At 41.0% G+C, this 23,054-nt stretch carries 26 protein-coding genes and 1 pseudogene; 8 read left to right on the plus strand and 19 right to left on the minus strand.

From position 1 onward, the window contains the following. Nucleotides 1-136: 136 nt before the first annotated feature. From OVN23_RS01420 to OVN23_RS01445, 6 genes and pseudogenes are all read right to left on the minus strand, one after another. Nucleotides 137-1,033 carry a DMT family transporter gene (locus OVN23_RS01420; protein WP_173235032.1) on the minus strand — a complete coding sequence of 299 codons (897 nt, stop codon included), beginning with the start codon at nucleotides 1,031-1,033 and terminating at the stop codon, nucleotides 137-139. An 8-nt stretch (nucleotides 1,034-1,041) separates the two neighbouring features. Further along, on the minus strand, nucleotides 1,042-1,977 hold the full coding sequence (locus OVN23_RS01425; RefSeq protein WP_267240251.1) for a serine hydrolase domain-containing protein: 936 nt from the start codon (nucleotides 1,975-1,977) through the stop codon (nucleotides 1,042-1,044). Beyond that, nucleotides 1,974-2,699 carry a CppA family protein gene (locus OVN23_RS01430; protein WP_173235036.1) on the minus strand — a complete coding sequence of 242 codons (726 nt, stop codon included), beginning with the start codon at nucleotides 2,697-2,699 and terminating at the stop codon, nucleotides 1,974-1,976. The genes OVN23_RS01425 and OVN23_RS01430 overlap by 4 nt, the downstream gene beginning before the upstream one ends. Nucleotides 2,700-2,782: 83 nt before the next feature. Further along, on the minus strand, nucleotides 2,783-3,418 hold the full coding sequence (locus tag OVN23_RS01435; protein WP_173235038.1) for a GDSL-type esterase/lipase family protein: 636 nt from the start codon (nucleotides 3,416-3,418) through the stop codon (nucleotides 2,783-2,785). Between the two features lies 1 nt (nucleotide 3,419). Beyond that, nucleotides 3,420-4,247 (minus strand): annotated as a pseudogene (locus OVN23_RS01440) (HAD family hydrolase). 21 nt (nucleotides 4,248-4,268) lie between these two features. Then, a complete protein-coding gene (locus tag OVN23_RS01445; RefSeq protein ID WP_173218669.1) occupies nucleotides 4,269-5,588 on the minus strand; it encodes a CapA family protein in 1,320 nt (439 codons plus the stop codon). Nucleotides 5,589-5,776: 188 nt separating this feature from the next. Here OVN23_RS01445 and def point away from each other — a divergent pair, with 188 nt between their 5' ends. Both def and rlmB read left to right on the plus strand, forming a co-directional pair. Then, nucleotides 5,777-6,388 (plus strand): peptide deformylase, encoded by a 612-nt coding sequence (gene def / locus OVN23_RS01450; protein WP_004260025.1) that lies wholly within the window; start codon nucleotides 5,777-5,779, stop codon nucleotides 6,386-6,388. Nucleotides 6,389-6,432: 44 nt separating this feature from the next. Beyond that, nucleotides 6,433-7,161 (plus strand): 23S rRNA (guanosine(2251)-2'-O)-methyltransferase RlmB, encoded by a 729-nt coding sequence (gene rlmB / locus OVN23_RS01455; RefSeq protein ID WP_173229237.1) that lies wholly within the window; start codon nucleotides 6,433-6,435, stop codon nucleotides 7,159-7,161. Nucleotides 7,162-7,199: 38 nt separating this feature from the next. Here the strand turns inward: rlmB and trxB are convergent, their stop codons facing one another. From trxB to OVN23_RS01490, 7 genes are all read right to left on the minus strand, one after another. Next, nucleotides 7,200-8,111 (minus strand): thioredoxin-disulfide reductase, encoded by a 912-nt coding sequence (gene trxB / locus OVN23_RS01460; protein WP_173229235.1) that lies wholly within the window; start codon nucleotides 8,109-8,111, stop codon nucleotides 7,200-7,202. A gap of 65 nt (nucleotides 8,112-8,176) precedes the next feature. Beyond that, nucleotides 8,177-8,401, minus strand: a complete 225-nt coding sequence (locus tag OVN23_RS01465) for a DUF4059 family protein (RefSeq protein ID WP_000926599.1) — start codon at nucleotides 8,399-8,401, stop codon at nucleotides 8,177-8,179. A 77-nt stretch (nucleotides 8,402-8,478) separates the two neighbouring features. After that, nucleotides 8,479-9,222, minus strand: coding sequence for an amino acid ABC transporter ATP-binding protein (locus OVN23_RS01470; protein ID WP_049511344.1), 744 nt, complete (start codon nucleotides 9,220-9,222; stop codon nucleotides 8,479-8,481). Then, nucleotides 9,222-10,022 (minus strand): amino acid ABC transporter permease, encoded by an 801-nt coding sequence (locus OVN23_RS01475; RefSeq protein WP_001103446.1) that lies wholly within the window; start codon nucleotides 10,020-10,022, stop codon nucleotides 9,222-9,224. The genes OVN23_RS01470 and OVN23_RS01475 overlap by 1 nt, the downstream gene beginning before the upstream one ends. Before the next feature lie 157 nt (nucleotides 10,023-10,179). Then, on the minus strand, nucleotides 10,180-10,536 hold the full coding sequence (locus OVN23_RS01480; protein ID WP_000889092.1) for an arsenate reductase family protein: 357 nt from the start codon (nucleotides 10,534-10,536) through the stop codon (nucleotides 10,180-10,182). A 5-nt stretch (nucleotides 10,537-10,541) separates the two neighbouring features. Further along, nucleotides 10,542-11,060, minus strand: a complete 519-nt coding sequence (locus OVN23_RS01485) for a methylated-DNA--[protein]-cysteine S-methyltransferase (protein WP_173229233.1) — start codon at nucleotides 11,058-11,060, stop codon at nucleotides 10,542-10,544. Next, nucleotides 11,060-11,554 carry a GNAT family N-acetyltransferase gene (locus OVN23_RS01490; RefSeq protein ID WP_173229231.1) on the minus strand — a complete coding sequence of 165 codons (495 nt, stop codon included), beginning with the start codon at nucleotides 11,552-11,554 and terminating at the stop codon, nucleotides 11,060-11,062. The genes OVN23_RS01485 and OVN23_RS01490 overlap by 1 nt, the downstream gene beginning before the upstream one ends. Nucleotides 11,555-11,688: 134 nt before the next feature. Between OVN23_RS01490 and OVN23_RS01495 the strand changes: the two genes are divergently transcribed. Next, complete coding sequence (locus OVN23_RS01495; protein WP_173229229.1) at nucleotides 11,689-12,135, plus strand: DUF1836 domain-containing protein; 447 nt, start codon at nucleotides 11,689-11,691, stop codon at nucleotides 12,133-12,135. Then, the gene (trhA, locus tag OVN23_RS01500; RefSeq protein WP_078238367.1) at nucleotides 12,132-12,779 is read left to right on the plus strand and encodes a PAQR family membrane homeostasis protein TrhA; all 648 of its coding nucleotides are present in this window, start codon (nucleotides 12,132-12,134) and stop codon (nucleotides 12,777-12,779) included. The genes OVN23_RS01495 and trhA overlap by 4 nt, the downstream gene beginning before the upstream one ends. Nucleotides 12,780-12,799: 20 nt before the next feature. On the opposite strand, the gene pdxT is transcribed toward trhA, so the two are convergent. The 3 genes from pdxT to nox all read right to left on the minus strand — a co-directional run bounded on the left by pdxT (nucleotide 12,800) and on the right by nox (nucleotide 15,788). Further along, the gene (pdxT, locus tag OVN23_RS01505) at nucleotides 12,800-13,381 is read right to left on the minus strand and encodes a pyridoxal 5'-phosphate synthase glutaminase subunit PdxT (RefSeq protein ID WP_267240255.1); all 582 of its coding nucleotides are present in this window, start codon (nucleotides 13,379-13,381) and stop codon (nucleotides 12,800-12,802) included. After that, nucleotides 13,382-14,257, minus strand: coding sequence for a pyridoxal 5'-phosphate synthase lyase subunit PdxS (gene pdxS / locus OVN23_RS01510; RefSeq protein WP_000138517.1), 876 nt, complete (start codon nucleotides 14,255-14,257; stop codon nucleotides 13,382-13,384). It lies immediately after the preceding gene. A 151-nt stretch (nucleotides 14,258-14,408) separates the two neighbouring features. Next, complete coding sequence (gene nox / locus OVN23_RS01515) at nucleotides 14,409-15,788, minus strand: H2O-forming NADH oxidase (RefSeq protein ID WP_267240256.1); 1,380 nt, start codon at nucleotides 15,786-15,788, stop codon at nucleotides 14,409-14,411. Nucleotides 15,789-15,930: 142 nt separating this feature from the next. Here nox and OVN23_RS01520 point away from each other — a divergent pair, with 142 nt between their 5' ends. From OVN23_RS01520 to OVN23_RS01535, 4 genes are read left to right on the plus strand one after another with little or no spacing between them, the layout of a single operon-like run. After that, nucleotides 15,931-16,113: a hypothetical protein gene (locus OVN23_RS01520; protein ID WP_267240261.1), complete on the plus strand. Its 183-nt coding sequence runs from the start codon at nucleotides 15,931-15,933 to the stop codon at nucleotides 16,111-16,113. Beyond that, nucleotides 16,083-17,006, plus strand: coding sequence for an FAD:protein FMN transferase (locus OVN23_RS01525; protein ID WP_267240257.1), 924 nt, complete (start codon nucleotides 16,083-16,085; stop codon nucleotides 17,004-17,006). The genes OVN23_RS01520 and OVN23_RS01525 overlap by 31 nt, the downstream gene beginning before the upstream one ends. 59 nt (nucleotides 17,007-17,065) lie before the next feature. Next, nucleotides 17,066-17,671, plus strand: coding sequence for an NADPH-dependent FMN reductase (locus OVN23_RS01530; RefSeq protein ID WP_000915941.1), 606 nt, complete (start codon nucleotides 17,066-17,068; stop codon nucleotides 17,669-17,671). A gap of 18 nt (nucleotides 17,672-17,689) precedes the next feature. Further along, the gene (locus tag OVN23_RS01535; RefSeq protein WP_164226729.1) at nucleotides 17,690-18,928 is read left to right on the plus strand and encodes an NAD(P)H-dependent oxidoreductase; all 1,239 of its coding nucleotides are present in this window, start codon (nucleotides 17,690-17,692) and stop codon (nucleotides 18,926-18,928) included. Between the two features lie 120 nt (nucleotides 18,929-19,048). Here OVN23_RS01535 and OVN23_RS01540 read toward each other — a convergent pair whose 3' ends face one another. The 3 genes from OVN23_RS01540 to glyQ form a co-directional block, all read right to left on the minus strand. Further along, entirely contained in the window at nucleotides 19,049-19,306 is a 258-nt protein-coding gene (locus OVN23_RS01540) for a DUF896 family protein (protein WP_050261374.1), read from the minus strand. A gap of 42 nt (nucleotides 19,307-19,348) precedes the next feature. Then, nucleotides 19,349-21,385: a glycine--tRNA ligase subunit beta gene (gene glyS, locus OVN23_RS01545; RefSeq protein ID WP_267240258.1), complete on the minus strand. Its 2,037-nt coding sequence runs from the start codon at nucleotides 21,383-21,385 to the stop codon at nucleotides 19,349-19,351. Between the two features lie 260 nt (nucleotides 21,386-21,645). Then, nucleotides 21,646-22,563 (minus strand): glycine--tRNA ligase subunit alpha, encoded by a 918-nt coding sequence (gene glyQ, locus OVN23_RS01550; RefSeq protein ID WP_000038733.1) that lies wholly within the window; start codon nucleotides 22,561-22,563, stop codon nucleotides 21,646-21,648. Nucleotides 22,564-23,054 lie beyond the last annotated feature (491 nt).

Raw genomic sequence — 23,054 nt, forward strand, 5'->3', positions numbered from 1 at the left:
TGACTTTGTCAGTCTTATCTACAACCTCAAAGCAGTGCTTTGAGCAGCCTGCGGCTAGTTTCCTATTTTGCTCTTTGATTTTCATTGAGTATAAAATACTATGCAAAAAACTCTCTGTCACGGACAAAGAGTCTTTTTATTTTTCTAAGAGTAAATCTTTCAAAGAAATCAGAGTTACTGCAATTAAAATCATTGTCATACCAAGAAAATCAATGGGATAAAATTGTTCATTCATGATTAGGAAGGCAAAGAAAACAGCCGAAATTGGCTCAATTGAAGCCAACAAACTTGACTTGACCGGCCCAATCAGACTGGCTCCTTTTAGAAAGGCTGTATAGGCAAAGACAGTCCCGATAAGGATAATACCTGCAAAAGCAAGGAGAAAATCAAGACTGGTCGGTATATTGGCCTGTAGAACCCCTGTAAAAGGAAGGGCGACCAAACCTGCTATGACCATTCCCACACCAATGACCAAACTGCTCCCCCACTTCTTAATCAGGGCTATGGGCAAAATGATATAAAGTGCATAAGTCAAGGCAGAAAAGAGACCCCAGAACAGGCCTGCAGGTGTCATAGATAACTGGTCCAACTGCCCATGAGTGGCGATCAGGAAGGTCCCTCCAATGGCTAATATGATGGAAATAATTTCTCCTAGCATCGGAGCCACCTTATCCTTGATACAGCTATAAATCAAAATTCCGACAGGACAAACATACTGAAGCACTGTTGCAGTACCTGCATTGGTTTCCTGAATAGCAGTTAGATAGGCAAATTGATTGAGGAAGAGACCAATTAGAGCAAAAATAAGAAGAGACAGCAAACTCTTTCTATCCTTTAAAAAGGCCAGCATTTTATCCTTTGCAGTAGCATAAGCCAAGAGCACGAGAATCCCACCAGCGATTAAAAGGCGCAAGTTGGTCAAAACCAGAGCCGAAATTCCGTGTGCCATCAGGTATTGGCCACTCGTTCCTGACAAGCCCCAAGCAATCCCAGCCACAACTGTTAATAAAGTCCCTTTTAAACTGTTTGACATGTCTCTCCTTACTCTTCTTTACGAATCAAGTCCATCACTTGATTGCGATCCAAAATCCATTGAGCTCTCTCATCCTTTTCATAGGTACGATTCGATAGGAAAATAGCCGCTTCTTGCTTCTGACGATTCCACATGATAAAGGTACCTGTATAGCCCGTATGGTCTAGCCAATCTCCTTCCAAATTCCATGCCAAAGAACGTTCCTTGTCATCCAAAGGAGAAAAATTTTTACTCAAATCTCTTGCAAAATCATCTGCTAAATAGTGTTCTAAAAAGATTTGTAAATCCTTTACAGTCGAAAATAAACCAGCACTACCAGTATGTCTGCCCAAGAGACGAGCCTTGGGATCATGTACCAGACCTGCCTCTACACCTCTGACGGTTGGAACAGCAAGCTCAACAGGTCCAAATTGGGTTTCCGTCATTCCCCACGGTTTCCAGACTTGTTCTTGTAAAATCACATCCAAATCTTGATCAAAGATTCTTTCCAAAATAAAACCCAACAGCAAAAAATGGACATCCGAATAAAGAAAGGCTGGTTGACTTCGTCTCTTGAGATGAAACATCGCTTCCTTTAATTCAGAAGCTGTTAAAAGATCACGATTGGGAATAAAAGGATCAAGATCTGTAGCGTGAGTTAAGAGCTGGCGAATAGTGATGTCTGGATAATCACTCTCAGGTAAAAAATCTGTTACTGGTCTGTCAATATCTAATTGACCTTTTTCCCACAAAAAAGTAAAAACGGTGCCAACGCCAACAACTTTGCTGACACTGGCTAGGTCATAAACTAGTCCTGCCTCTGTCTGCAAGCCATGCTCTGGGTCACTCTGGCCTAAATAGAACTCTGTCCATTTATGGTCCTTAAAATACACAAAAGAGGCTCCGGGATAGATCCCTGCCTCGATTTGTTCTTCTATTTTCTTAATAATCTTGGTCCACTTCATACTTCTTCAAACCACAATTCAACATTATTTCGATCTTTACCAAGGAAGAATTTTTCAGACTTAGGAATAAAATATTCGGTAGACTCAAACTTCTGGCGAAGACTTGCTATATCTAGTTCATTGACCAAGAACTTGAGCATAGATAAGTCCCAAGTAACCGTATTATCCACAGTCAAATCTTGCCCCTGAGCTGGTATAAAATCAAGTGATGGCACAATCTCAGATAGTTCCAAGAAACTATCTACATCCGTTGGGAGGTGTAATTCCATAGAAATTTCAAATTTACTTAAAGAAATTGACTCCAGATCTGTTTGAAATTCTGGCTTTTCTCCTACTTCTACTAGACTTGCTCTGTCATCTTCCGCATGAATCAAAATCAAATCATCTTCTGGTGAAAAAATTTCAAAAGCGTAGCCATTTTGCCCCTTATATAATCGATGAATCGAATCTGTCTTAGATAAGAGTCCTTCGATTTCCAAGGGATTTTCCACCTTGATAATCAATCTGGCCAGTTTTTTTCTTCCCTCTACCTTACGAGTACGCATACTGGGAGCTTCTTCCAAAACCAGCTTCTCAAGACCTGTTTGATCACCTAGTGACAGAAAGGCTGACTCCTCTAACAAGACCTTCATACCAAGGGTTTCAATATAAAATGTTTCATTTAATTTTCTATTATTAACTTTTAAAGTAGGAATAATCCGTACAATCTGATTTACATTCATAAATTCCTCCGTCACTTTTTATTTTAAAGGATTTTAGAATTTTTTACAAGATATTATGCTCAAATTTAACATTATTTAGCTATTTAGTAAAGATAGTCTTTCAAAGCTTTGGTCAAAACCTGATAACCGGCAACACTGAGGTGCAGCCCATCAGTTGTATAGTCTTTTTTGAGTTGGCCTGCTTGGTCTGTCAAACTATCAAAAACTGGCACAAAGTCCACCTGCATATAGGCAGAGGCAAGTTCTTGATAGGCTTGATTCCAATTCTGAATTTTTTCATTCGTGCGGATATAGACTGTCTGCTTGTACTCCTCTCCCTCATTGACTGGCAAAATAGAAAGCAATTTAATCTCAGTTAATGGATAATCGCAAGCAATAGACTGTATGATAGCTTCGAGATTATTGAGAGTCTCATTCACAGGCACATCTTTTCCGACATCATTTGTCCCAATCAAAAGGACAATTTTATCTACTGCCCCACCGTACAGATGCGCATCTAGATTCTCTAATAACAGTCCTGTCTGATAGCCACGAATTCCTCGATTGACAATTGTCTTCGAAGTCCCGAATAGTTCCTGCAGAGGATAATATTCAACAATGGAATCCCCAATAAAAAGAACATCTGGCTCTATAACAGAAACTTGATTTAGGTGACGATACTTGGTTTGAATTTTACCTTGTTCCTTTAGGAGCCAATTTTCTAATAACTGTACTGCCACTTCATTCTCCTTTTTCTAACCAGTTTTCCAAGACTTGGTAAACTCCTCCTTGGCTGTTGGCTGGTGCTAGAGCAGTCGCCACAGCTTTGGCCTTATCATCAGCATTTTCCATCGCATAGGCAATTCCAGCCATTTCAAGCATTTCAACATCATTTTCACTGTCACCAAAAGCCATAATTTGTTGGGGGTTCAAGTCCCAACGCTTGAGTAATTCTTCCAAGCCCCATGCTTTATGAATCCCAGCTTGAAGGATATCAATGCAACCATAGCCACTCGATACAGCACGAACACGGCCATCAAAGAGGTCATTGATTTCTTCCAAAACCGAACTCAAACGTTCCTCACCAACAACCATACTCATCTTGAGAACACCACCAAAGAGGTCAGATATTAACTCATCCACAAATTGCATCCGTTGGTAGAATTTTTCAATCATTTCTGGAGTCATAAAACTTTCAAGGTCTGTAAAAATAGTACCTTCTTTGACAAAACCACCCTTCATCCCCGTTACCACAAACTGGTCCTGACACGCTCGACCCTTGAAATGAGCCAAAGCCTTATCGACAATGGCGTCATCCCATGTCTGAGCCTGAATCAGTTCATTGTTTTCAAAAATACGAGCACCGTTAGCAACAACCAGAACCACTCGATTCACCAAGTACCTCAGTAGTTGCCTCATGCGGTGAATTTCATTGCCCGTCGCGATAACAAAACGAATGCCCCTTTTATCCAACTGATCTAAAATCTTTTACAATCGTGGGAGATCCAGCTGGCCTCTAGCATCCAGCAAGGTTCCATCCATATCTGTCGCAATTACTTTAATCGTCATTTACTTTCCTCTGGATTCAAACTAATCCCACTTCAATCCCACATGTTCGTTCATTTCTTTATAGGCTGTATCAATTCGTTCCTTAGTCGCTTCATCTAATTGATCACGATGACTGCCACCCTCGATAAAATCTTCTAAGATATAGGTTTGGTAATGATATAAAGGATAGCCTTCTGGTGAAAAGGTTCCCTTTGGTGTTCGATTGACCCAAGTAGGATGAGCTTTAGCTGTTCCGATAGTTGTTTTTCTATCCTTCTTCTTAATGGTCACGTCCATAAGAACACCACGTTCAGTCCACTTAGCATTTTCTTCATCTCCCATAGATTCAATCCGTTGATTGGAAATGAAGTTCCCCATTGAATAGATAATGAGTTTCTTGTCTCCATCTTTTTCAACCGTTTCAGATGGTTCCACAACGTGAGGATGCCCTCCAAAGATGATATCCGCCCCCCAATCAATCATCTTGTGATAAAGAGCTTTTTGTTCTTCAGTTGGTTCCAATCGATACTCAACACCCATCTGAGGCATGATAATGGTGATATCTGCTTCCTTTTCCGCCCGTTCAATTTCAGCCTTCATCTTATCTTCGTTTAAATCTGAAAGATAACGATTATAGTCTTCCTGAGAAATATACTGTTCAATTCCATTGAATCCATAGGAATAGGCTAACAGTGCAATCTTGATACCATTCACTTCCTTAATGACCAGCGGAGCCTGATCACGTGGTTCATGCGTATAAACTCCGATTGGAGTGATTCCAGCTTTCTCAATAATATCGGCCGTTGAAATAACTCCCTCAATTTGCGAATCCAAAATGTGATTATGAGCTAAATCCAGCACATGATAACCTGCATCCTTAATGGCATCCATAACTTCAGCAGGAGCATTAAAGAGAGGATAGCCTGCTAAATAATGATCCTTATTAATGGTTCCTTCAAAGTCACCAATAGCTAAATCTGCTTGCTTAAGCCAAGGTGTCACATACTCAAAATTCTCATGAAAGTCATAGGTACCGTCTTCTTTTTTAGCTGAAAAGAAAAGTCCATCGTGGTAGAGCAAATCCCCGTGGGCCATAATTCTGGCAGTTTTTTCCTCTTCCTGCTCCTGAGACTTTTGCTTAGTCCCCTCTTGAGAAATAGTATCTCGTTTTTGACTGGTCAGAGGCATGCCTTGGAAACTTTCAAACAACAAGACCAAGCCCATTGATAAAGCAACTGCTAGCAAGAGTACCGCCACAAATCCTTTATTGCTCCACTTGCGATAACTCCTAAAAAAGTTTACCAGGCCCTTCATAAAACGAAAAGCTAAACCACCCTGATTTCTATCTTGTCTTCTTTGCATCTTCATTCTCCCTACTTTCTTATGCAAGCCTTTTCTTTTTATTATATCACAGATAAGTAATTCTTTCACAATTGAATTGAACTTCCTATCTATTTTTCGCTATCTATTTTCTATAAATCCTAAAGGATATAATGCTTTCAATCCTTGTCATTTTGTGTTATCATGTAGAGGTAATGAAAGGAGAGAAAATGTCTGCTATAGAACGTATTACAAAAGCTGCTCACTTAATTGATATGAACGATATTATCCGCGAAGGGAACCCAACTCTACGCGCGGTTGCTGAGGAAGTCACTTTTCCCTTGTCTGACCAAGAAATCATCCTTGGCGAAAAGATGATGCAATTCCTCAAACATTCCCAAGATCCTGTCATGGCTGAAAAAATGGGGCTCCGCGGTGGGGTTGGACTGGCTGCTCCTCAGTTGGATATCTCAAAACGCATTATCGCTGTTTTGGTACCTAATATTGTTGAAGAAGGCGAAACTCCAGAGGAAGCCTACGACTTGCAAGCTATTATGTACAATCCAAAAATCGTCTCTCACTCGGTTCAAGACGCTGCTCTTGGCGAAGGAGAAGGTTGCCTATCTGTTGACCGCAACGTGCCTGGCTATGTGGTGCGTCATGCTCGCGTCACTGTTGACTACTTTGACAAGGATGGCGAAAAACACCGCATCAAACTCAAAGGCTACAACTCCATCGTTGTTCAGCATGAAATTGACCACATTAACGGAATCATGTTTTACGATCGCATCAATGAAAAAGACCCATTTGCAGTTAAAGATGGTTTACTGATTCTGGAATAAAGAAAATCCCGTTGCAAGACGGGGTTTTGTGTTATAATAGAGGCATGAAAACAAATGATATTGTCTATGGCGTCCACGCCGTTACCGAAGCCCTCCTTGCAAACACAGGAAACAAACTTTACCTCCAAGAAGATCTCCGAGGTAAGAATGTTGAGAAAGTCAAAGAACTGGCTACAGAAAAGAAGGTGTCCATTTCTTGGACTTCAAAAAAATCCCTCTCTGAGATGACTGAAGGTGCTGTTCACCAAGGTTTTGTTCTACGAGTGTCTGAATTTGCCTATAGCGAGCTAGATTACATTCTTGCCCAAACGCGTCAAGAAGAAAATCCTTTGCTATTGATTCTGGACGGGTTAACTGATCCTCACAACTTAGGCTCCATCTTAAGAACCGCTGATGCGACCAATGTTTCAGGGGTCATCATTCCCAAGCACCGTGCTGTCGGCGTTACTCCTGTCGTTGCCAAAACGGCCACAGGTGCTATTGAGCATGTTCCAATCGCCCGAGTAACCAATCTCAGTCAAACCTTAGACAAACTCAAGGATGAAGGCTTCTGGACCTTTGGAACGGATATGAACGGTACTCCTTGCCACAAGTGGAATACAAAAGGAAAAATCGCCCTCATCATTGGAAATGAAGGAAAAGGCATTTCTAGCAACATCAAAAAACAGGTCGATGAAATGATTACCATTCCTATGAATGGACATGTTCAAAGTCTCAATGCCAGTGTTGCTGCAGCCATTCTTATGTACGAAGTTTTTCGAAATAGACTATAAAAAAGTTTCCAGTCATCTGATTGGAAACTTTTTTATGATTAACTATGTTCTGTGATAAATTTATAGGCTTCTTGACCAGCGATAGCTCCATCTCCAACTGCTGTTGTAACTTGGCGAAGGTCTTTCAAGCGAACATCTCCAACCGCAAAAATACCATCAACTGCAGTTTTCATGTGATTATCTGTCACAATCCATCCAGCCTTGTCTTGAATATTCAATTCTTTAACAAAATCGCTAACAGGGTCCAAACCAACATAGATAAAGACACCACCAAAGGCTTGCTCTGTCACTTGACCTGTTTTCACATTTTCAAATACGACAGATTCTACTCGGTTTTCACCCTTGATTTCCTTGACTACAGAATCCCAGATAAAGCTGATTTTCTCATTCGCAAAGGCGCGGTCTTGTAAAACCTTTTGGGCACGAAGTTGGTCACGACGGTGAACAATGGTAACAGTCTTAGCAAAACGAGTCAAGAAGAGGGCTTCTTCGACAGCTGAATCTCCGCCACCAACTACCAACAAATCTTGGTCACGGAAGAAGGCACCATCACACACGGCACAGTATGAAACACCACGACTGTTTAGTTCTTCTTCTCCAGGTACTCCCAAAGGACGGTGTTTAGAACCAGTTGCTACGATAACTGTACGAGTTTCATATGTTTGGTCATCGGTCATCACTTTCTTAAAATCACCATGATCTTGGACATTTTCAACATAAGCATAAATGTGCTCAACACCAAGATTTTCAAGCGGTTCAAACATCTTTTCAGCCAATTCAGGCCCACTAATATTAGCATATCCTGGGTAATTTTCGATATCAGATGTATTATTCATCTGACCGCCTGGCAGACCACCTTCAATCAAGGCTACTTTCAAATTGCTTCGAGCAGCATACAAGGCTGCAGTCACCCCTGCAGGTCCAGCACCGATAATAATAGTATCGTACATATAGATTCCTTCTTTCTTGTTGTAACTATCTTTATTCTAACTCTTTCTTGTCAATCAAGCAAGGATTATGCCTTGAAAACAAGAATTAAACTCATAACCGCAAAGGATAATACTGGAACAACCAAGACTCCAATCATAATCATATCATAGAGATGGGCTTGGCGAGCCTTGGCTGTCTTATCAACTCCCGACATGGCTCTCAGTCCAATCCAAATCCCTAAAAAAATCAGGACGAGGATGGTGGTCAAGATCAAACTCTCGAAATATAAAGAAAATAGTTGCAGTAGCATGATTTCTCTCATTTCTTTCTTTTTTAAAGAGTAAACTCAGCTAGTCCAGCTAACTGAGTTTTCCTTTATCTATTATATCAAATATAAGTCCGTTTGTAACTAGCGAAGAATTCTTTTGTCCGCTCTTCTTTAGGATGGTGGATAATCTCATCCGGTGTTCCAGACTCGATGATTTTCCCCTTATCTAAGAAGAGAATCTTATCAGCCACTTGGGCTACAAAGGACATGTCATGACTGACCAAAATCATGGTCTGACCTGACTTAGCAGCATCTGCAATAGACTTTTCTACTTCACCGACCAATTCTGGGTCAAGGGCTGAAGTTGGTTCGTCTAAGAGCAAGACATCTGGTTTCATGGCAAGAGCACGTGCTAGGGCAACCCGTTGCTTCTGTCCACCTGATAAATGGCGAGGGTAATGGTTTTCACGGTCAGAAAGCCCAACCTTAGCCAACTCTTCCTTGGCAATCTTGGTTGCTTCTTGGTCAGATAATTTCTTGACAACAAGCAAGCCTTCTTTCACATTATCAAGTGCCGTGCGGCGTTCAAACAAATTAAACTGTTGGAAAACCATAGACAGCTTACGGCGTAGGGCAAGGATTTCTTCTTGAGTGATCTTAGAAAAATCAACAGAGAAATCATCAATCTGAATCGAGCCACTGTCAGGTGTTTCAAGATAATTGAGACTGCGAAGAAAGGTTGATTTTCCAGCTCCTGAAGAACCAATCAAGGCTACAACTTCCCCTTTTTGAATATCCAAGTCCAGATGATCCAAGACAGTCTGTCCTGAAAAGGATTTGCTTAAATTCGAAATCTTAATCATTAACGAAGGTCTCCTTTCACATCTGTTTGCACTGTATCAGGTGCAGAAATAGCCATTTTTCTCTCGATGAAACGACCGAGGCTTTCAATTCCGATATTGACTACCCAATAAACAAGGGCAACGGAGATAAAGCGTTCAAAATAGCGGTAATCAGCTCCACCCAAAATCTGAGCTTGGGCAAAGACTTCCACAACGCCCGCACTGAAGGCTAGGGAAGTTCCCTTGGTCAAGCCGATTAGGGAATTGATTAAGGTTGGAGTCGCCACAACTGCTGCATTTGGAATAATCACTCGACGATAAACTTGTGCTCGGGTCATGCCCAGACTGCGTGCCGCCTCAATCTCACCAGGATTAACTGAGAGAATGGCTGCACGAATGGTTTCACTAGCATAAGCTGCCTCATTAAAGGCAAAGGCGACAATCGCAAAAGCAGCAGCTGGAATCGCATTGATATTGAGACCAGTGCCCCATTGCTGATTGAGGGCTTTCAAAGCCAAAGGAATTCCGTAGTAGGTCAACATTAGTTGCACTAAAATCGGTGTCCCTTTTAAGAAACTAACAAAGAAGGCCTGCAAGGGATATAAAATCTTAACACGATTGATCTTCACAATGGCAAAAAGAAGCGCCAAAACCAAGCCAAAAAAGGCACCACCAATTGTCAACATAATCGTTGTTGGAAGTTGTTGGACAATTCTCGGGATTCCATCAAAGACCGAACGCAGGCTAAACAGCTTGCCATCCGGAATCAATTGCATCAAGTTTTGGTACCAATCTGATGCTAAAATCGTTGTAACATTCATAAAAACATCCTCTCCTGATAATGATTCATTCTACCATACTTCTGCCGTCAATGAAATTATTTGCTACGGTCAGATACAGACTTTGTCTACCTACTAGTTTATCATACTTTGAAACAGGGAGGTTATATATTTTATCTATCAAAGAGATAAGTAAAAACTATTTCAATCCCAATTCTTCATAAGGTTTTCGATAACCAATTTGCTTAACAGTTCCATTTTCTACTAAAATGGGCCGTTTTAACAACATACCGTCACTTGCTAGTAACTCAGCCGCTTCTTGGTTTGACAGACTTCCTACCTTATCTTTCAGCCCTAATTCACGATATTTAATCCCACTGGTGTTAAAAAATTGCTTCAACTCGAACCCTGAGGTTTCTAGCCAGTTTAAAATGACTTCTTGGCTAGGTGTTTCTTCGACGATATGAACGGCTTTATAGTCCACACCGAGTTGGTTTAATTCTTGTTTTGCTTTTTTACAAGTTGAACATTTTGGGTATTCGATAAATTCTAACATGTGTTTCACTTTCTATTGTTTCTATCTTTAAAATCTGCGTCTTCATGCTCCAAGAGCCAGGCTTTCTTTTCCACTCCTGCAGCATAACCTGTCAGACGCTTGCCTGCTCCCAGCACACGGTGACAAGGTACTAGGATAGACCAAGGATTGCGTCCCACCGCTCCACCAATTGCTTGAGCAGAAGCCACTTGCAAATCTTGGGCTATTTGACCATAGGTCACTGTCTGACCATAAGGAATTTCCTGTAAATAGGACCAAACTCGCTTTTCAAAATCTGTTCCGATTGGAGCCAAGGGCAAGTTGGATAAATCCTGAGACTTTCCTTTAAAGTAAGCATCTAAGCAAGTAATAACTGGGTCTAAAATGGGATGACTAACAACTGCTTCTATCGTCTCATCTCCTAGTCCCCTCTCAAAATGCTTCTGCTCCTGCACCCAAATGCCATACAGATATTGCTCGTCGGCAACCAAAGACAAGGTTCCTATTGGCGAAAAGTAGCGCATTTTTACGTACTTCTTTTGCATTATTTCTTCAATTTTTGATAGGCCAAGCGTTCGCCATCAACTGGAACCTTACCAACCTGTTTAAATCCGAGTTTTTCAAAAATATGTTGCATAGCCTTGTTTGCAACATGCGTATCTGATCGAAAATCTAGGTAATCAAATCCTTCAATCAAGCCTTCTAGGAAAGTCTGAGCAACCCCCTGTCCCTGGACATCTGCTGCCACAGCGATACGGTGAAAGACTAGGTATTCTGACTCTCCAGCTTGCCATTTTCCTTCATAAATGGCTTCATAGGTTGCCTCTGGACTCTTGGTCACAGCAGCATAGGCTAATAGTTCTCCATCTTCCAAGGCTACATAGGCTTGACCTGAGATAATATCTTCAATAATAATATCAGCATTTGGATAACCATTTTGCCACTGGTCACTACCAGCATCCGCTAAACATTTTTTAGCATCCTCCATCACTTGCATGATGTCATCTACTTCATTTGGAAAAGCTAAACGAATCTCCATCTTTTCTCCTCATTTCTGACTAGTTTCTCCCATCATAGCATAATTTAAGCCTTTTCACAAGCAGTTAAAACTTGACTTTCTGTTTTTGTTATTTTATAATCTAGTTATCAAAACTAGATAAAAAGGAGTTGAAAATGAAAACTACCTTTTCCTACCCAAAATGGGCAGAAATTCCAAACATTGACCTCTATCTGGACCAGGTTTTACTCTATGTCAATCAGGTCTGCGCCCCTGTCTCTCCAGATAAAGATAAGGGTCTAACAGCATCCATGGTCAATAACTATGTCAAACATGGTTATCTGACAAAGCCTGACAAGAAAAAATACCAACGCCAACAGATTGCCCGTCTGATTGCTATCACAACCCTCAAATCTGTATTTTCGATTCAAGAAATAGCTCAGACACTGAATACTCTCCAAACTCAAGCAAGTTCAGACCAACTCTACGATGCTTTTGTGGACTACATGAACCAAGGAATTGATCCAGCTAACCCCATTATCCAAACCAGCTGCCAAACCGTTAAACTCTATCATCAAACCCTAGCCTTAATCCATCATACTCAAGAGGAGGTAATCAAGTGAACACTAGTCTTAAACTCAGCAAACAACTCAGTTTTGGAGAAGAGATTGCTAATAGTGTGACCCATGCCGTAGGTGCAGTCATCATGCTCATCTTACTCCCCATTTCATCCACCTATAGTTATGAGGCACACGGATTTTTATCATCTATCGGCGTTTCCATTTTCGTTATTAGTCTCTTTCTCATGTTTCTATCATCCACCATTTATCACTCTATGGCCTATGGTTCAACCCACAAATATGTCTTGAGAATTATTGACCATTCTATGATTTATGTTGCCATTGCTGGCTCTTATACACCTGTCGTACTGACTTTGATGAATAACTGGTTTGGCTATCTGATTATTGCCATCCAATGGGGAACGACTATCTTTGGTATTCTCTATAAAATCTTTGCTAAAAAGGTCAATGAGAAATTTAGCCTTGCTCTTTACCTGATTATGGGCTGGTTGGTTCTGACTATCATTCCTGCCATTATCAGTCAAACAACGCCAATTTTCTGGAGTCTCATGGTAACTGGCGGACTCTCTTATACAGTTGGAGCTGGATTTTACGCCAAGAAAAAACCTTATTTCCACATGATTTGGCATCTCTTTATCCTAGCTGCGTCCGCACTCCAATACATCGCTATTGTTTATTACATGTAAAAAAGTTGAGACATTCAGTCTCAACTTTTTTCTTTACACATTTCGATAAAGTACTGGTGCAAGCGCACATCATCAGTCAATTCTGGATGAAAAGAAGTTACCAACATATTTTTTTCTTGGGCTGCAACGATTTGATTGTCCACTGTTGCTAGAATTTCTACATCTTCTCCAACACTGCTGATAATCGGACCACGAATAAAGGCCATTGGAATCTGACCGACTCCCTTACATTCTGCTTCCGTATAGAAACTTCCTAATTGGCGCCCATAAGCATTACGCTCGACCACCATATCCATAGTTCCTAGATGACTCTCATCCTGAGAAGTAATTTCCTTAGCCAGCAAAATCAAGCCTGCACAGGTCCCAAACACTGGTAAACCAGATAGAATTGCTTCTCGAATAGGAATCAGCATGTTCTGGTCTCGTAAGAGCTTGCCCATGGTTGTAGACTCACCTCCAGGTAATATCAAACCCGACAAGTCACTCTGATCTTGCTGAAAATCATCTAGATTTCTGATTTCAACACTCTCGACACCTAATTGATCTAGCACTTTTGCATGTTCTGCAAAGGCACCTTGCAAGGCCAATATTCCGATTTTCATCTATTTTCCTCGCTCAGCCATGAGAATTTGGATTTCATTTTCATTGATACCAACCATGGCTTCTCCTAAATCTTCAGAGATTTGAGCTAGGATTTGAGGATTACGGAAGTTAGTCACAGCTTTAACAATGGCGCTCGCTCGTTTAACAGGATCTCCTGACTTGAAAATACCTGAACCGACAAAGACACCCTCTGCCCCTAATTGCATCATCAACGCAGCATCTGCTGGCGTTGCAACGCCTCCAGCTGCGAAGTTAACAACTGGCAATTTCCCATGTTCATGGACATATTGGACCAATTCTACAGGGACTTGCAAGTCCTTGGCAGCAACATAAAGTTCGTCCTCACGCAAGTTTTGAATGCGGCGAATTTCCTGATTCATCATACGCATATGGCGAACAGCTTGGACAATATCTCCTGTACCCGGTTCTCCTTTTGTACGAATCATAGAAGCACCTTCAGCGATACGACGCAAGGCTTCTCCCAAATCCTTAGCCCCACAGACAAAAGGTACTTGAAATTCTTTCTTGTCCACATGGAAACGATCGTCAGCTGGAGATAAAACTTCACTCTCATCGATATAGTCAATTTCAATAGCCTCTAAAATCTGAGCTTCAACAAAATGCCCGATTCTGACCTTGGCCATTACTGGAATACTAACCGCTTCTTGGATTTCCTTAATCATCTTTGGATCACTCATACGGGAAACACCACCAGCTGCACGAATATCAGCTGGAATCCGCTCCAAGGCCATCACAGCTGCCGCGCCAGCAGCCTCTGCAATACGAGCCTGTTCAGGATTCTGAACATCCATGATAACCCCGCCTTTAAGCATCTGTGCCAAGTTTTTATTTAGTTCATAACGATTTTCAGTCATTTGTTTTATCCTCATTATTTGTATTGGTAGCTACCATTTCATTTTAAGTCAGAACAGAATGAATCACAAGATAAAAAAACCATAATTGTATGGGTACAGATTGACTAAAAAACTATCTGACCTTAACTTAAGGCCAGATAGTTCATCATTTTTATTTTTCAGCTGTAAGGGCAGCCATTGTGATGTAGTTGTATGGTTTGTTGAAGTGTGGCAAGAAGAATAGGTCTGTCAATGCCAATTTATCAATTGTCACATGCTCTTGGATAGCAAGTGAGAACATATGGATTCCCATACTGATAGCAGAATCACGTGATACCATTTGAGCGCCAAGAATTTCACGACTATCTTTATCAAAGACAATCTTGATGGCTACTTCATGGTTATCATGTTTCATGAATTCTGGTTTTTGTAGATCGTTAAAGCCTGTTTCAGTCGCATTGTAACCTGCTGCTTTTGCTTTTTCAAGAGTTAAACCAGTTGAAACCATGTGAAGGCCGTAGATTGAGATACCGTTTGAACCTTGAACACCGATTCCTTCCAATTCATGTCCACAAGCGTTGTAAGCACCAACAATACCAGTACGAACAGCATTTGAAGCAAGAGCGATGTAGCTTGTATCTTTACGAGCATTATCATAAACAGTTGCACAGTCACCTACTGCATAAACTCCTGGAATTGAAGTTTCTTGTTTCTTGTCTACAAGGAAAGCACCGTTACGGAAGAGTTCAATCTTACCATCTGCAAGGGCTGTGTTTGGACGGAAACCAACTGCAAGGATGACCATATCCACATCGAAAGTTTCTTTATCAGTAATCAAACGTTCAACTTTACCGTCACCCTCAATTGCTTTAACAGTTTGACCAAGCGCCAAGCGGATGTTGTGGTCTTCCAAGTTCTTCGCCATCATTTGTGTGAAGTCTTTGTCATAGTAACCGTTCAAGACAGTATCTACGATGTCAACAAGGACAACCTCTTTTCCAAGACGTTCAAAGGCTTCAGCAAGTTCAACACCGATGTAACCACCACCAACAACGGCGATACGGTCAAGGTGTTGGCTCTTATCAGCAAGTTTATTGATAACTTCTTCAGCATTTTGGTACAATTTCACGAATTGTACGTTTTCAAGAGTTGCTTTAAATTCGCGGTTTCCTTTAACAATTTCAACACCTTCGATTGGTGGCAAGATTGGTGTAGAACCTGTAGCGAAAATCAATTTTTCGTATGATTCTTTGTGCTCTTTTCCTTCAACTTCCGCTGTAACTACTTTGTTATCATAGTCGATTGAAAGAACTGGTGAATTCATATAAACCTTAGCACCTTTAGCTTCCAATTTTTCTTTATCAGAATAGAACAAGCCTTCAGCACCGTCAATTTGTTCACCAATCCAAAGAGCCATTCCACATCCTAGGAAAGAGATGTTAGAGTTTTGGTCAAATACAACAATTTCGTTCTCATTTCCAAAATTATCCAACATGGTATTGATACATGCTGTACCAGCGTGGTTAGCACCGACTACAACGATTTTACTCATAAAAAATTTCCTGCCTTCATTCTAAATTTACCTTACTAGTATACCATTTACTGTTAGCGTTTACAAGTGGTTTACTATTATTTCAGCATTTTTTATCAAAAATAATTCCCCATTTATCCTGATTTCAAGACTAATGAATTTTATGAGCATATTTCTTGACTTTTTCCAAATTTTATTTGTTAAAATTCTAACTTTATGGTATTCTAATAACATGAAAATAAAATGTAAGGGCTTCAATTTAGATAATTATTTGATATTACAACTTATTTTCTATAAGAGAAAGGAGTTGGTAGATTGCCTCTTAGTTCACATTCCGAACGGCTAATGGGGACTACTATCACTATTTCATTAGTAGATGAGCGATCCGATAGCTTGCTCCAAAAATCCTTTGACTTGCTCAAAGAGCTCGAATACCGCTTCAATGCCAATAGTCAGGAATCTGAGTTGATGGAAATCAATCATCAAGCTGGAATAGCTCCAGTCAAAGTTCATCCAGACCTGTTTGAACTGATTTCACTTGGATTAGAGCATAGCCTAGCGCCCTCTAGCCATCTCAACATCAGTATTGGTCCCTTAATTCAAACCTGGCGTATCGGTTTTTCAGATGCCAAGGTCGCCCAGCCTCAAGAAATTGAAGCGGTGCTGCCTCTAATCAATCCTCATGATATCGAGTTAGATTCTTCTACTTCCACTGTATTCTTAAAGAAGAGAGGAATGAAAATCGATCTTGGTTGTTTAGCCAAAGGATACAGTGCGGATAAGGTTGCCCAATTTCTGAGAGAAGAGGGAGTGACATCTGCCTTAATCAATCTGGGAGGGAATATCCTGACCATTGGAAAAAATCAGGCAAGAGGAAATCAGCCTTGGCAAATAGGTATTCAAGACCCAGCCAATCCGAGGGGAAATCACTTAATGACCATTCCTGTTGTCAATCAATCTGTCGTGACTTCAGGCATTTATGAACGTCACCTGACCGTCGATGGACAAGATTACCATCACATTTTTGACAGTCAAACAGGATATCCTGTTGAAACGGAACTAGCAAGTCTAACAATCATCTCTGATAAATCAGTCGATGGTGAAATCTGGACAACTCGTCTATTTGGAGAAAGACCAGCTTCTATCCTCTGGCAAGTCGAAAGTTTGAAGGGCATCGAAGCTATCCTCATCGATAAGGAAGGTCACCTAAGCTGTTCTTCAGGAATTCCTACTCTATAGAGACAACTGTTTCAATGGAGTTTTAAAATTGTATTATGTAAAAAGAGAAAGGAAATCTCATGTTAAAACTTATTGCTATTGTTGGAACAAATTCAAAACGTTCTACAAACCGTCAATTGCTTCAATACATGCAAAAACACTTTGCTGACAAAGCTGAAATTGAACTTGTTGAAATCAAAGACATTCCTGTCTTCAATAAACCAGCTGACAAGCAAGTACCTGCTGAAATATTGGAAATTGCTGCTAAAATTGAAGAAGCAGATGGCGTTATTATCGGTACTCCTGAGTACGACCACTCTATCCCAGCTGTTTTGATGAGCGCTCTTGCTTGGTTGTCTTATGGTATTTACCCACTTTTGAACAAACCAATCATGATTACAGGTGCTTCTTACGGTACACTCGGTTCATCACGCGCCCAAATGCAACTTCGCCAAATCTTGAATGCTCCAGAAATCAAAGCAAGTGTCCTTCCAGATGAATTCTTGCTTTCACATTCTCTTCAAGCTTTTAACCCAAGTGGAGACCTAGTGGATCTTGATGTTATCAAAAAACTGGATGCTACTTTTGACGACTTCCGTATCTTTGTAAAAATCACAGAAAAATTGCGTAATGCACAAGAATTACTTCGCAAAGATGCTGAAGACTTTGACTGGGAAAATTTGTAAGATAGGAGACCAAAAAGAATGAAATTTGTTGGACTTGTAGGATCAAACTACGATCAATCATATAACCGTAAACTCTTGGAATTCATCCGCCGTCACTTCAAACTCAAATTTGAATTAGAAGTTCTCGAAATTGATGAAGTTCCAATGTTTAACCAAGACGAAAAATGGGATGAAAGTTTCCAATTACGTTATTTATATAACAAAATTACTCGTGCTGATGGTGTCATTATTGCTACTCCTGAGCACAACCACACAATCTCAGCTTCTCTAAAATCGGTTCTTGAATGGCTTTCATACGAAGTTCATCCATTTGAAAACAAACCAGTTATGATTGTGGGAGCTTCTTACTACGACCAAGGTACTTCTCGTGCCCAAGTTCACCTTCGTAAGATTCTTGACGCTCCAGGTGTCAATGCCTACACTCTTCCAGGAAATGAATTCCTTCTTGGTAAAGCCAAAGAAGCTTTTGATGTTGATGGGAATATAACAAATGAAGGAACTGTTAATTTCCTTGAAACATGTTTAGACAACTTTGTAAAATATGTGGGAGTCGTTTCAAAATTGAAAAAACCAAAACCAATCGCACCAGAAGATTTATATTGTACAAAACCAATCGCAACTACAATTCAAGGTGTTGACCCTGATGATCCTGAATGGGTAGAAAAAGCAGCTGAGCTTGTTGGAGCTGTTTCAGGAGATACTTACGTTAAATTAGACCACGGTATCTTGACAGTTAACCAAATTGATATGTTCTTGAAAGCAATGCCATTTGAGTTGACATATGCGGATGATAATAACCAATTCTTGTACTATAATAACGCCCATCAAGATCCAAATACAATGTATGGTAAACGTGTGCGCGTTCAAGCAGGTAGCCGACTAGGAACAGTACATGCTTCCCTACCACCTGAAAGAATGAAAAACGTTGAATGGGTTGTCGGTGTACTACGTAACGGAGATCAAGAATATGTCCGTACAATTGTGCCGGGAACACCTGAAGGTGTTATCAATACACATAACTACAAGGCAATGTACTATCCAGATGGTTCATATGCTGGAATCAATGAAATCATCTTCAATTTCCAACCATGGCTCGATTGGTACTTGGAAACAACTGGTCAACGTCTAGTTGGTGGAAATGCTGCAGCTCCTGCTGGAGGACATGGCGGAGCAGATGCTACATCTGGAGCTTCTGATTCAAGTGATGCTGGAGGTCACGGTGGTGGCGCAGACGCTACAGCCGGTGCAAGTTACTAATGATAGAGCCGTTTTAGGAACCATTTTGGTTCCTTTTTAAGTGACAAAAGACTAGCAGTTTGTGTCTGCTAGTCTTTTGGTTATTATTTCATCTATCTTTGTTAAAAGAAAGAATACTGATTATGAATTTGGATCATCAAGACTACGGCCATGTAAGCCTTTTTCACGTTGGGCTTGGCGTAGTTTTTCTGGTGTAACATCGTTCCCTTCTTCGTCTACAATTTTGATTCCCTCAATGTGATGACGAACAGTGCGACGATAACCTTCGATGTACTCCTCACGTAGTTTGGCTTGTTCTACTTTTTCTTCTGGGGTCAAGCCTTCTGTTTTTTTCTTTTTAGCAAGTTCGTTGATACGATCAATTTTTTTAGGATCCATGTTTCTCTCCTTTATGATAAGATTTAATCCGTTTAACAGATTTTATTTGGTATTGATTTGGTTAAAACGTGCAAGTTTAGCTGCTTTCTTGGTTAATTGCGACAAGATTGCCAAACGATTTTGTCGAACAGTCTGATCTTCAGCCATAACCATAGTATTCTCAAAGAAGGCATCGATGACAGGGCTAAGCGCAAAGAGATGTTTCAATTGTTGACTTGCAGTCCCTGACAAAACAAGTGATTCTACTGCTTCTGCCAAGGCTTTCTCTTCTTCATTTTCAAAGAGAGCTGAATCAACTGTAGCTACTACTTCTGCCTTCTCAGCCAAGTTAAAGGCACGAGAAAGTGATTCAACAGATGGTTTAAAGTCTTCTTCCTTGCTTGCTTCTACGAGAGCACTTGCTGCTTCCAACATATCCGCCACAACAAAGTTTGAACCTGCAAGAACGGCTTCCTTGATGTCTTTTGGAGTAGATCCCATCATCTTATCAACACGAGCCTTGATAAAGTCCATAACCTCTGCCTTATTTTCATAAGTCAAGCTGTCAAATGTTAGAGCATAAAGGCTATCAATCAGCTCGTCCATAGCAATGTGCCAACCAAAAGCATCCAAGATACGAACCACACCTTGGGTCGCACGACGAAGGGCATACGGGTCATTAGAACCTGATGGAATCAAGCCTACTGAGAAGAAACTCAAAATCGTATCCAATTTATCTGCAATGGCAAGCACTGCGCCGACCTTGCTCTCTGGAAGTTCTCCTTCGGCTGATGTAGGCATGTAGTGTTCACGAATAGCAGCTGCTACCGCTGGAGTTTCCCCAGCAAGAAGGGCATATTTTTCACCCATAATTCCTTGAAGCTCGTCAAATTCGCCAACCATACCTGTCAACAAGTCAAACTTGTAAATGGCTGCTGCACGGGCTAGGTCAATCGTTTCATCCGCTGACAAGCCTGCTTTTTCTGCCAAGAGAATAGCAATTTGACCAGTACGAATCATGTGTTCACGAAGGGAACCAATTTTCTCATGGAAGGTCACATTGTTTAATTTTTCAACAAGGTCAGAAATAACTAATTTTTGGTCTTCACGCCAGAAGAATTCTCCGTCTTCCAAACGGGCTACCAAGACTTTTTCATTTCCTTTGATAACATTTTCCAAATGCTCTGCATTTCCATTACGAACAGAAATGAAGTTTGGCAATAGTTTTCCATCTTGATCACGAACAACAAAGTAACGTTGGTGTTCTTTCATCGAAGTCACCAAGACTTCTTCTGGAACTTCAAGGTATTTGGCATCAAAGCTTCCCATAAAGGCAGTTGGGTATTCAACCAAGTTCAAGACTTCATTCAGCAAATCCGCATCAATTTCGATATGTACACCATGCTCAGTTTCGATTGCTTTGATTTGGTCAACAATCATTTGCTCACGTTCACGTGGATCTGCGATTACAAACTGACGACGAAGGGCTTCTTCATAGCTCAAAGCTGACTGAATCTGGGTTTCTTGTCCCAAGAAACGATGGCCACGGCTCACACGCCCTCCCTTAATATCAAGGAAATCCAAATCAAACTCTTCTTCATCTAAAAGAACAGTTAAAGTGTGAACAGGACGAATGTATTCAAAGGTGTTGTTAGCCCAGTGCATGCTGACAGGGAAAGTCAAGGACTTCAAGACGTCTACTACACCTGGAACAATGGCTTCAACTGGTTGACCAATTTCTTCCTTAGTGACATAGACATATTCTTCACCCTTGATTTCACGGAATTCGATATCTTCAACAGTCAATCCTTTTCCACGGACAAATCCTTGGGCTGCTTTTGTGAAGTTTCCATCACTATCCAAGGCAATTTTCTTTGCTGGACCCTTGAAATCTTCTGTCAAATCAGACTGTTTGTCTGCAAGACCAGTCACACGAACAGCCAAACGACGTGGTGTTGAGAAGGTTTGAATAGCTTCAAAAGATAGGCGGTTTTCCTTGAGGAAGGCTGCCATTTTTTCGCCTAGTTGTTTTTCACTTGGTGTGACAACATAGGCTGGTAATTCTTCAAGACCGAGTTCTACTAATAAGTTTTTTGTCATGTTTTTTCCTTTACATTTTCTTCAATCTTTTTTTGATATGCACCTTAGGTACTGGGGACGTAGCTAACTAACTTTGTGAGTTTGTATGGAAATCTAATGCAATATTGATCAAGATTTCCAACAGTCTCATCAAAGTGGATTTAGCTGACTGATTTTTGACCCTAAGGTTTCAAAAATCCCCACATAACAGTACAGCAGTGCATATCCCTCTAGCAAGTCTTCGACTTGCCTCTAACGATTTTAGAGCACAGTATTACTCACTATTCTGCGTCTTCTGCTAGGAGTTTAGCTCGTGTTGCTTCATCTAAAAGTGGGTAGCCTAGGCGTTTGCGTTCTGCGACAAAGGTTTTGGCTACGACACGAGCTAAGTTACGGATACGAGCGATATAGCCTGCACGCTCTGTTACAGATACCGCACCACGCGCATCAAGCAGGTTAAAGGTGTGTGAACATTTGAGAACGTAGTCATAGGCAGGGTGCACCAAGCCTTCTTCTAATGCACGACCAGCTTCTTTTTCAAACTTATCAAAGTTTTCCAGCAACATTTCTTGATCTGAAATTTCAAATGAATATTTTGAGTGCTCATACTCAGGCTGGATGAAGATTTCTCCGTATTTTACACCATCAGCCCACTCAATATCATATACAGAATCTACTTCTTGGATGTAAGAAGCCAAACGCTCCAAACCATAGGTAACTTCCGCAGTCACAGGGCCAGTTGCCAATCCACCGACTTGTTGGAAATAAGTGAACTGAGTAATTTCCATCCCATCAAGCCAAACTTCCCAACCAAGACCAGCTGAACCAGTTGAAGGATTTTCCCAGTTGTCTTCAACGAAACGAATATCGTGCTCCAAAGGATTGATACCCAATTTTTCCAAAGACTCAAGGTAAAGTTCTTGGATGTTTGATGGAGAAGGTTTCATGACCACTTGGAATTGGTGGTGTTGGTAAAGACGGTTAGGGTTTTCCCCGTAACGACCGTCAGCAGGACGACGTGATGGCTCTACATAAGCCGCATTCCATGGCTCAGGTCCGATAGCACGAAGGAAAGTGTAAGGACTCATAGTTCCCGCACCTTTTTCATTGTCATAAGCCTGCATAAGCATACAACCTTGGTCATTCCAAAATTGTTGCAAAGTAAGGATGATTTCCTGGAAAGTCAATTTTTTAGACATTTTTTACTCCTTTTTATATAAATTACTTGCGACACGAGTCTGCCTCGTCGATTATACGAGGCAAGACGAGTTAGTACTGCGTCTAGCTCAGACACTCTAGTGCTGAGCGTGGAGCAGCCCGACTGTAAGGAGGTCTCTGCCACTGACGCAGTAAAATGTTATTTTCTTAGACATTGTTTACTCCTTTTTATATAAATTACTTGCGACACGAGTCTGCCTCGGCGATCATACGAGGCAAGACGAGTTAGTACTGCGTCTAGCTCAGGCATTCTAGTGCTGAGCGTGGGGCAGTCCGACTGTAAGGAGGTTTCTGCCACTGACGCAGTGGAAAGTCAATTTTTTAGACATTTTTTACTCCTTTTTCTATAAATTACTTGCGACACGAGTCTGCCTCGGCGATCATACGAGGCAAGACGAGTTAGTACTGCGTCTAGCTCAGGCATTCTAGTGCTGAGCGTGGGGCAGTCCGACTGTAAGGAGGTTTCTGCCAC

This window comes from Streptococcus sp. Marseille-Q6488, assembly GCF_946902925.1.
In the GTDB taxonomy this organism is placed as follows: domain Bacteria; phylum Bacillota; class Bacilli; order Lactobacillales; family Streptococcaceae; genus Streptococcus.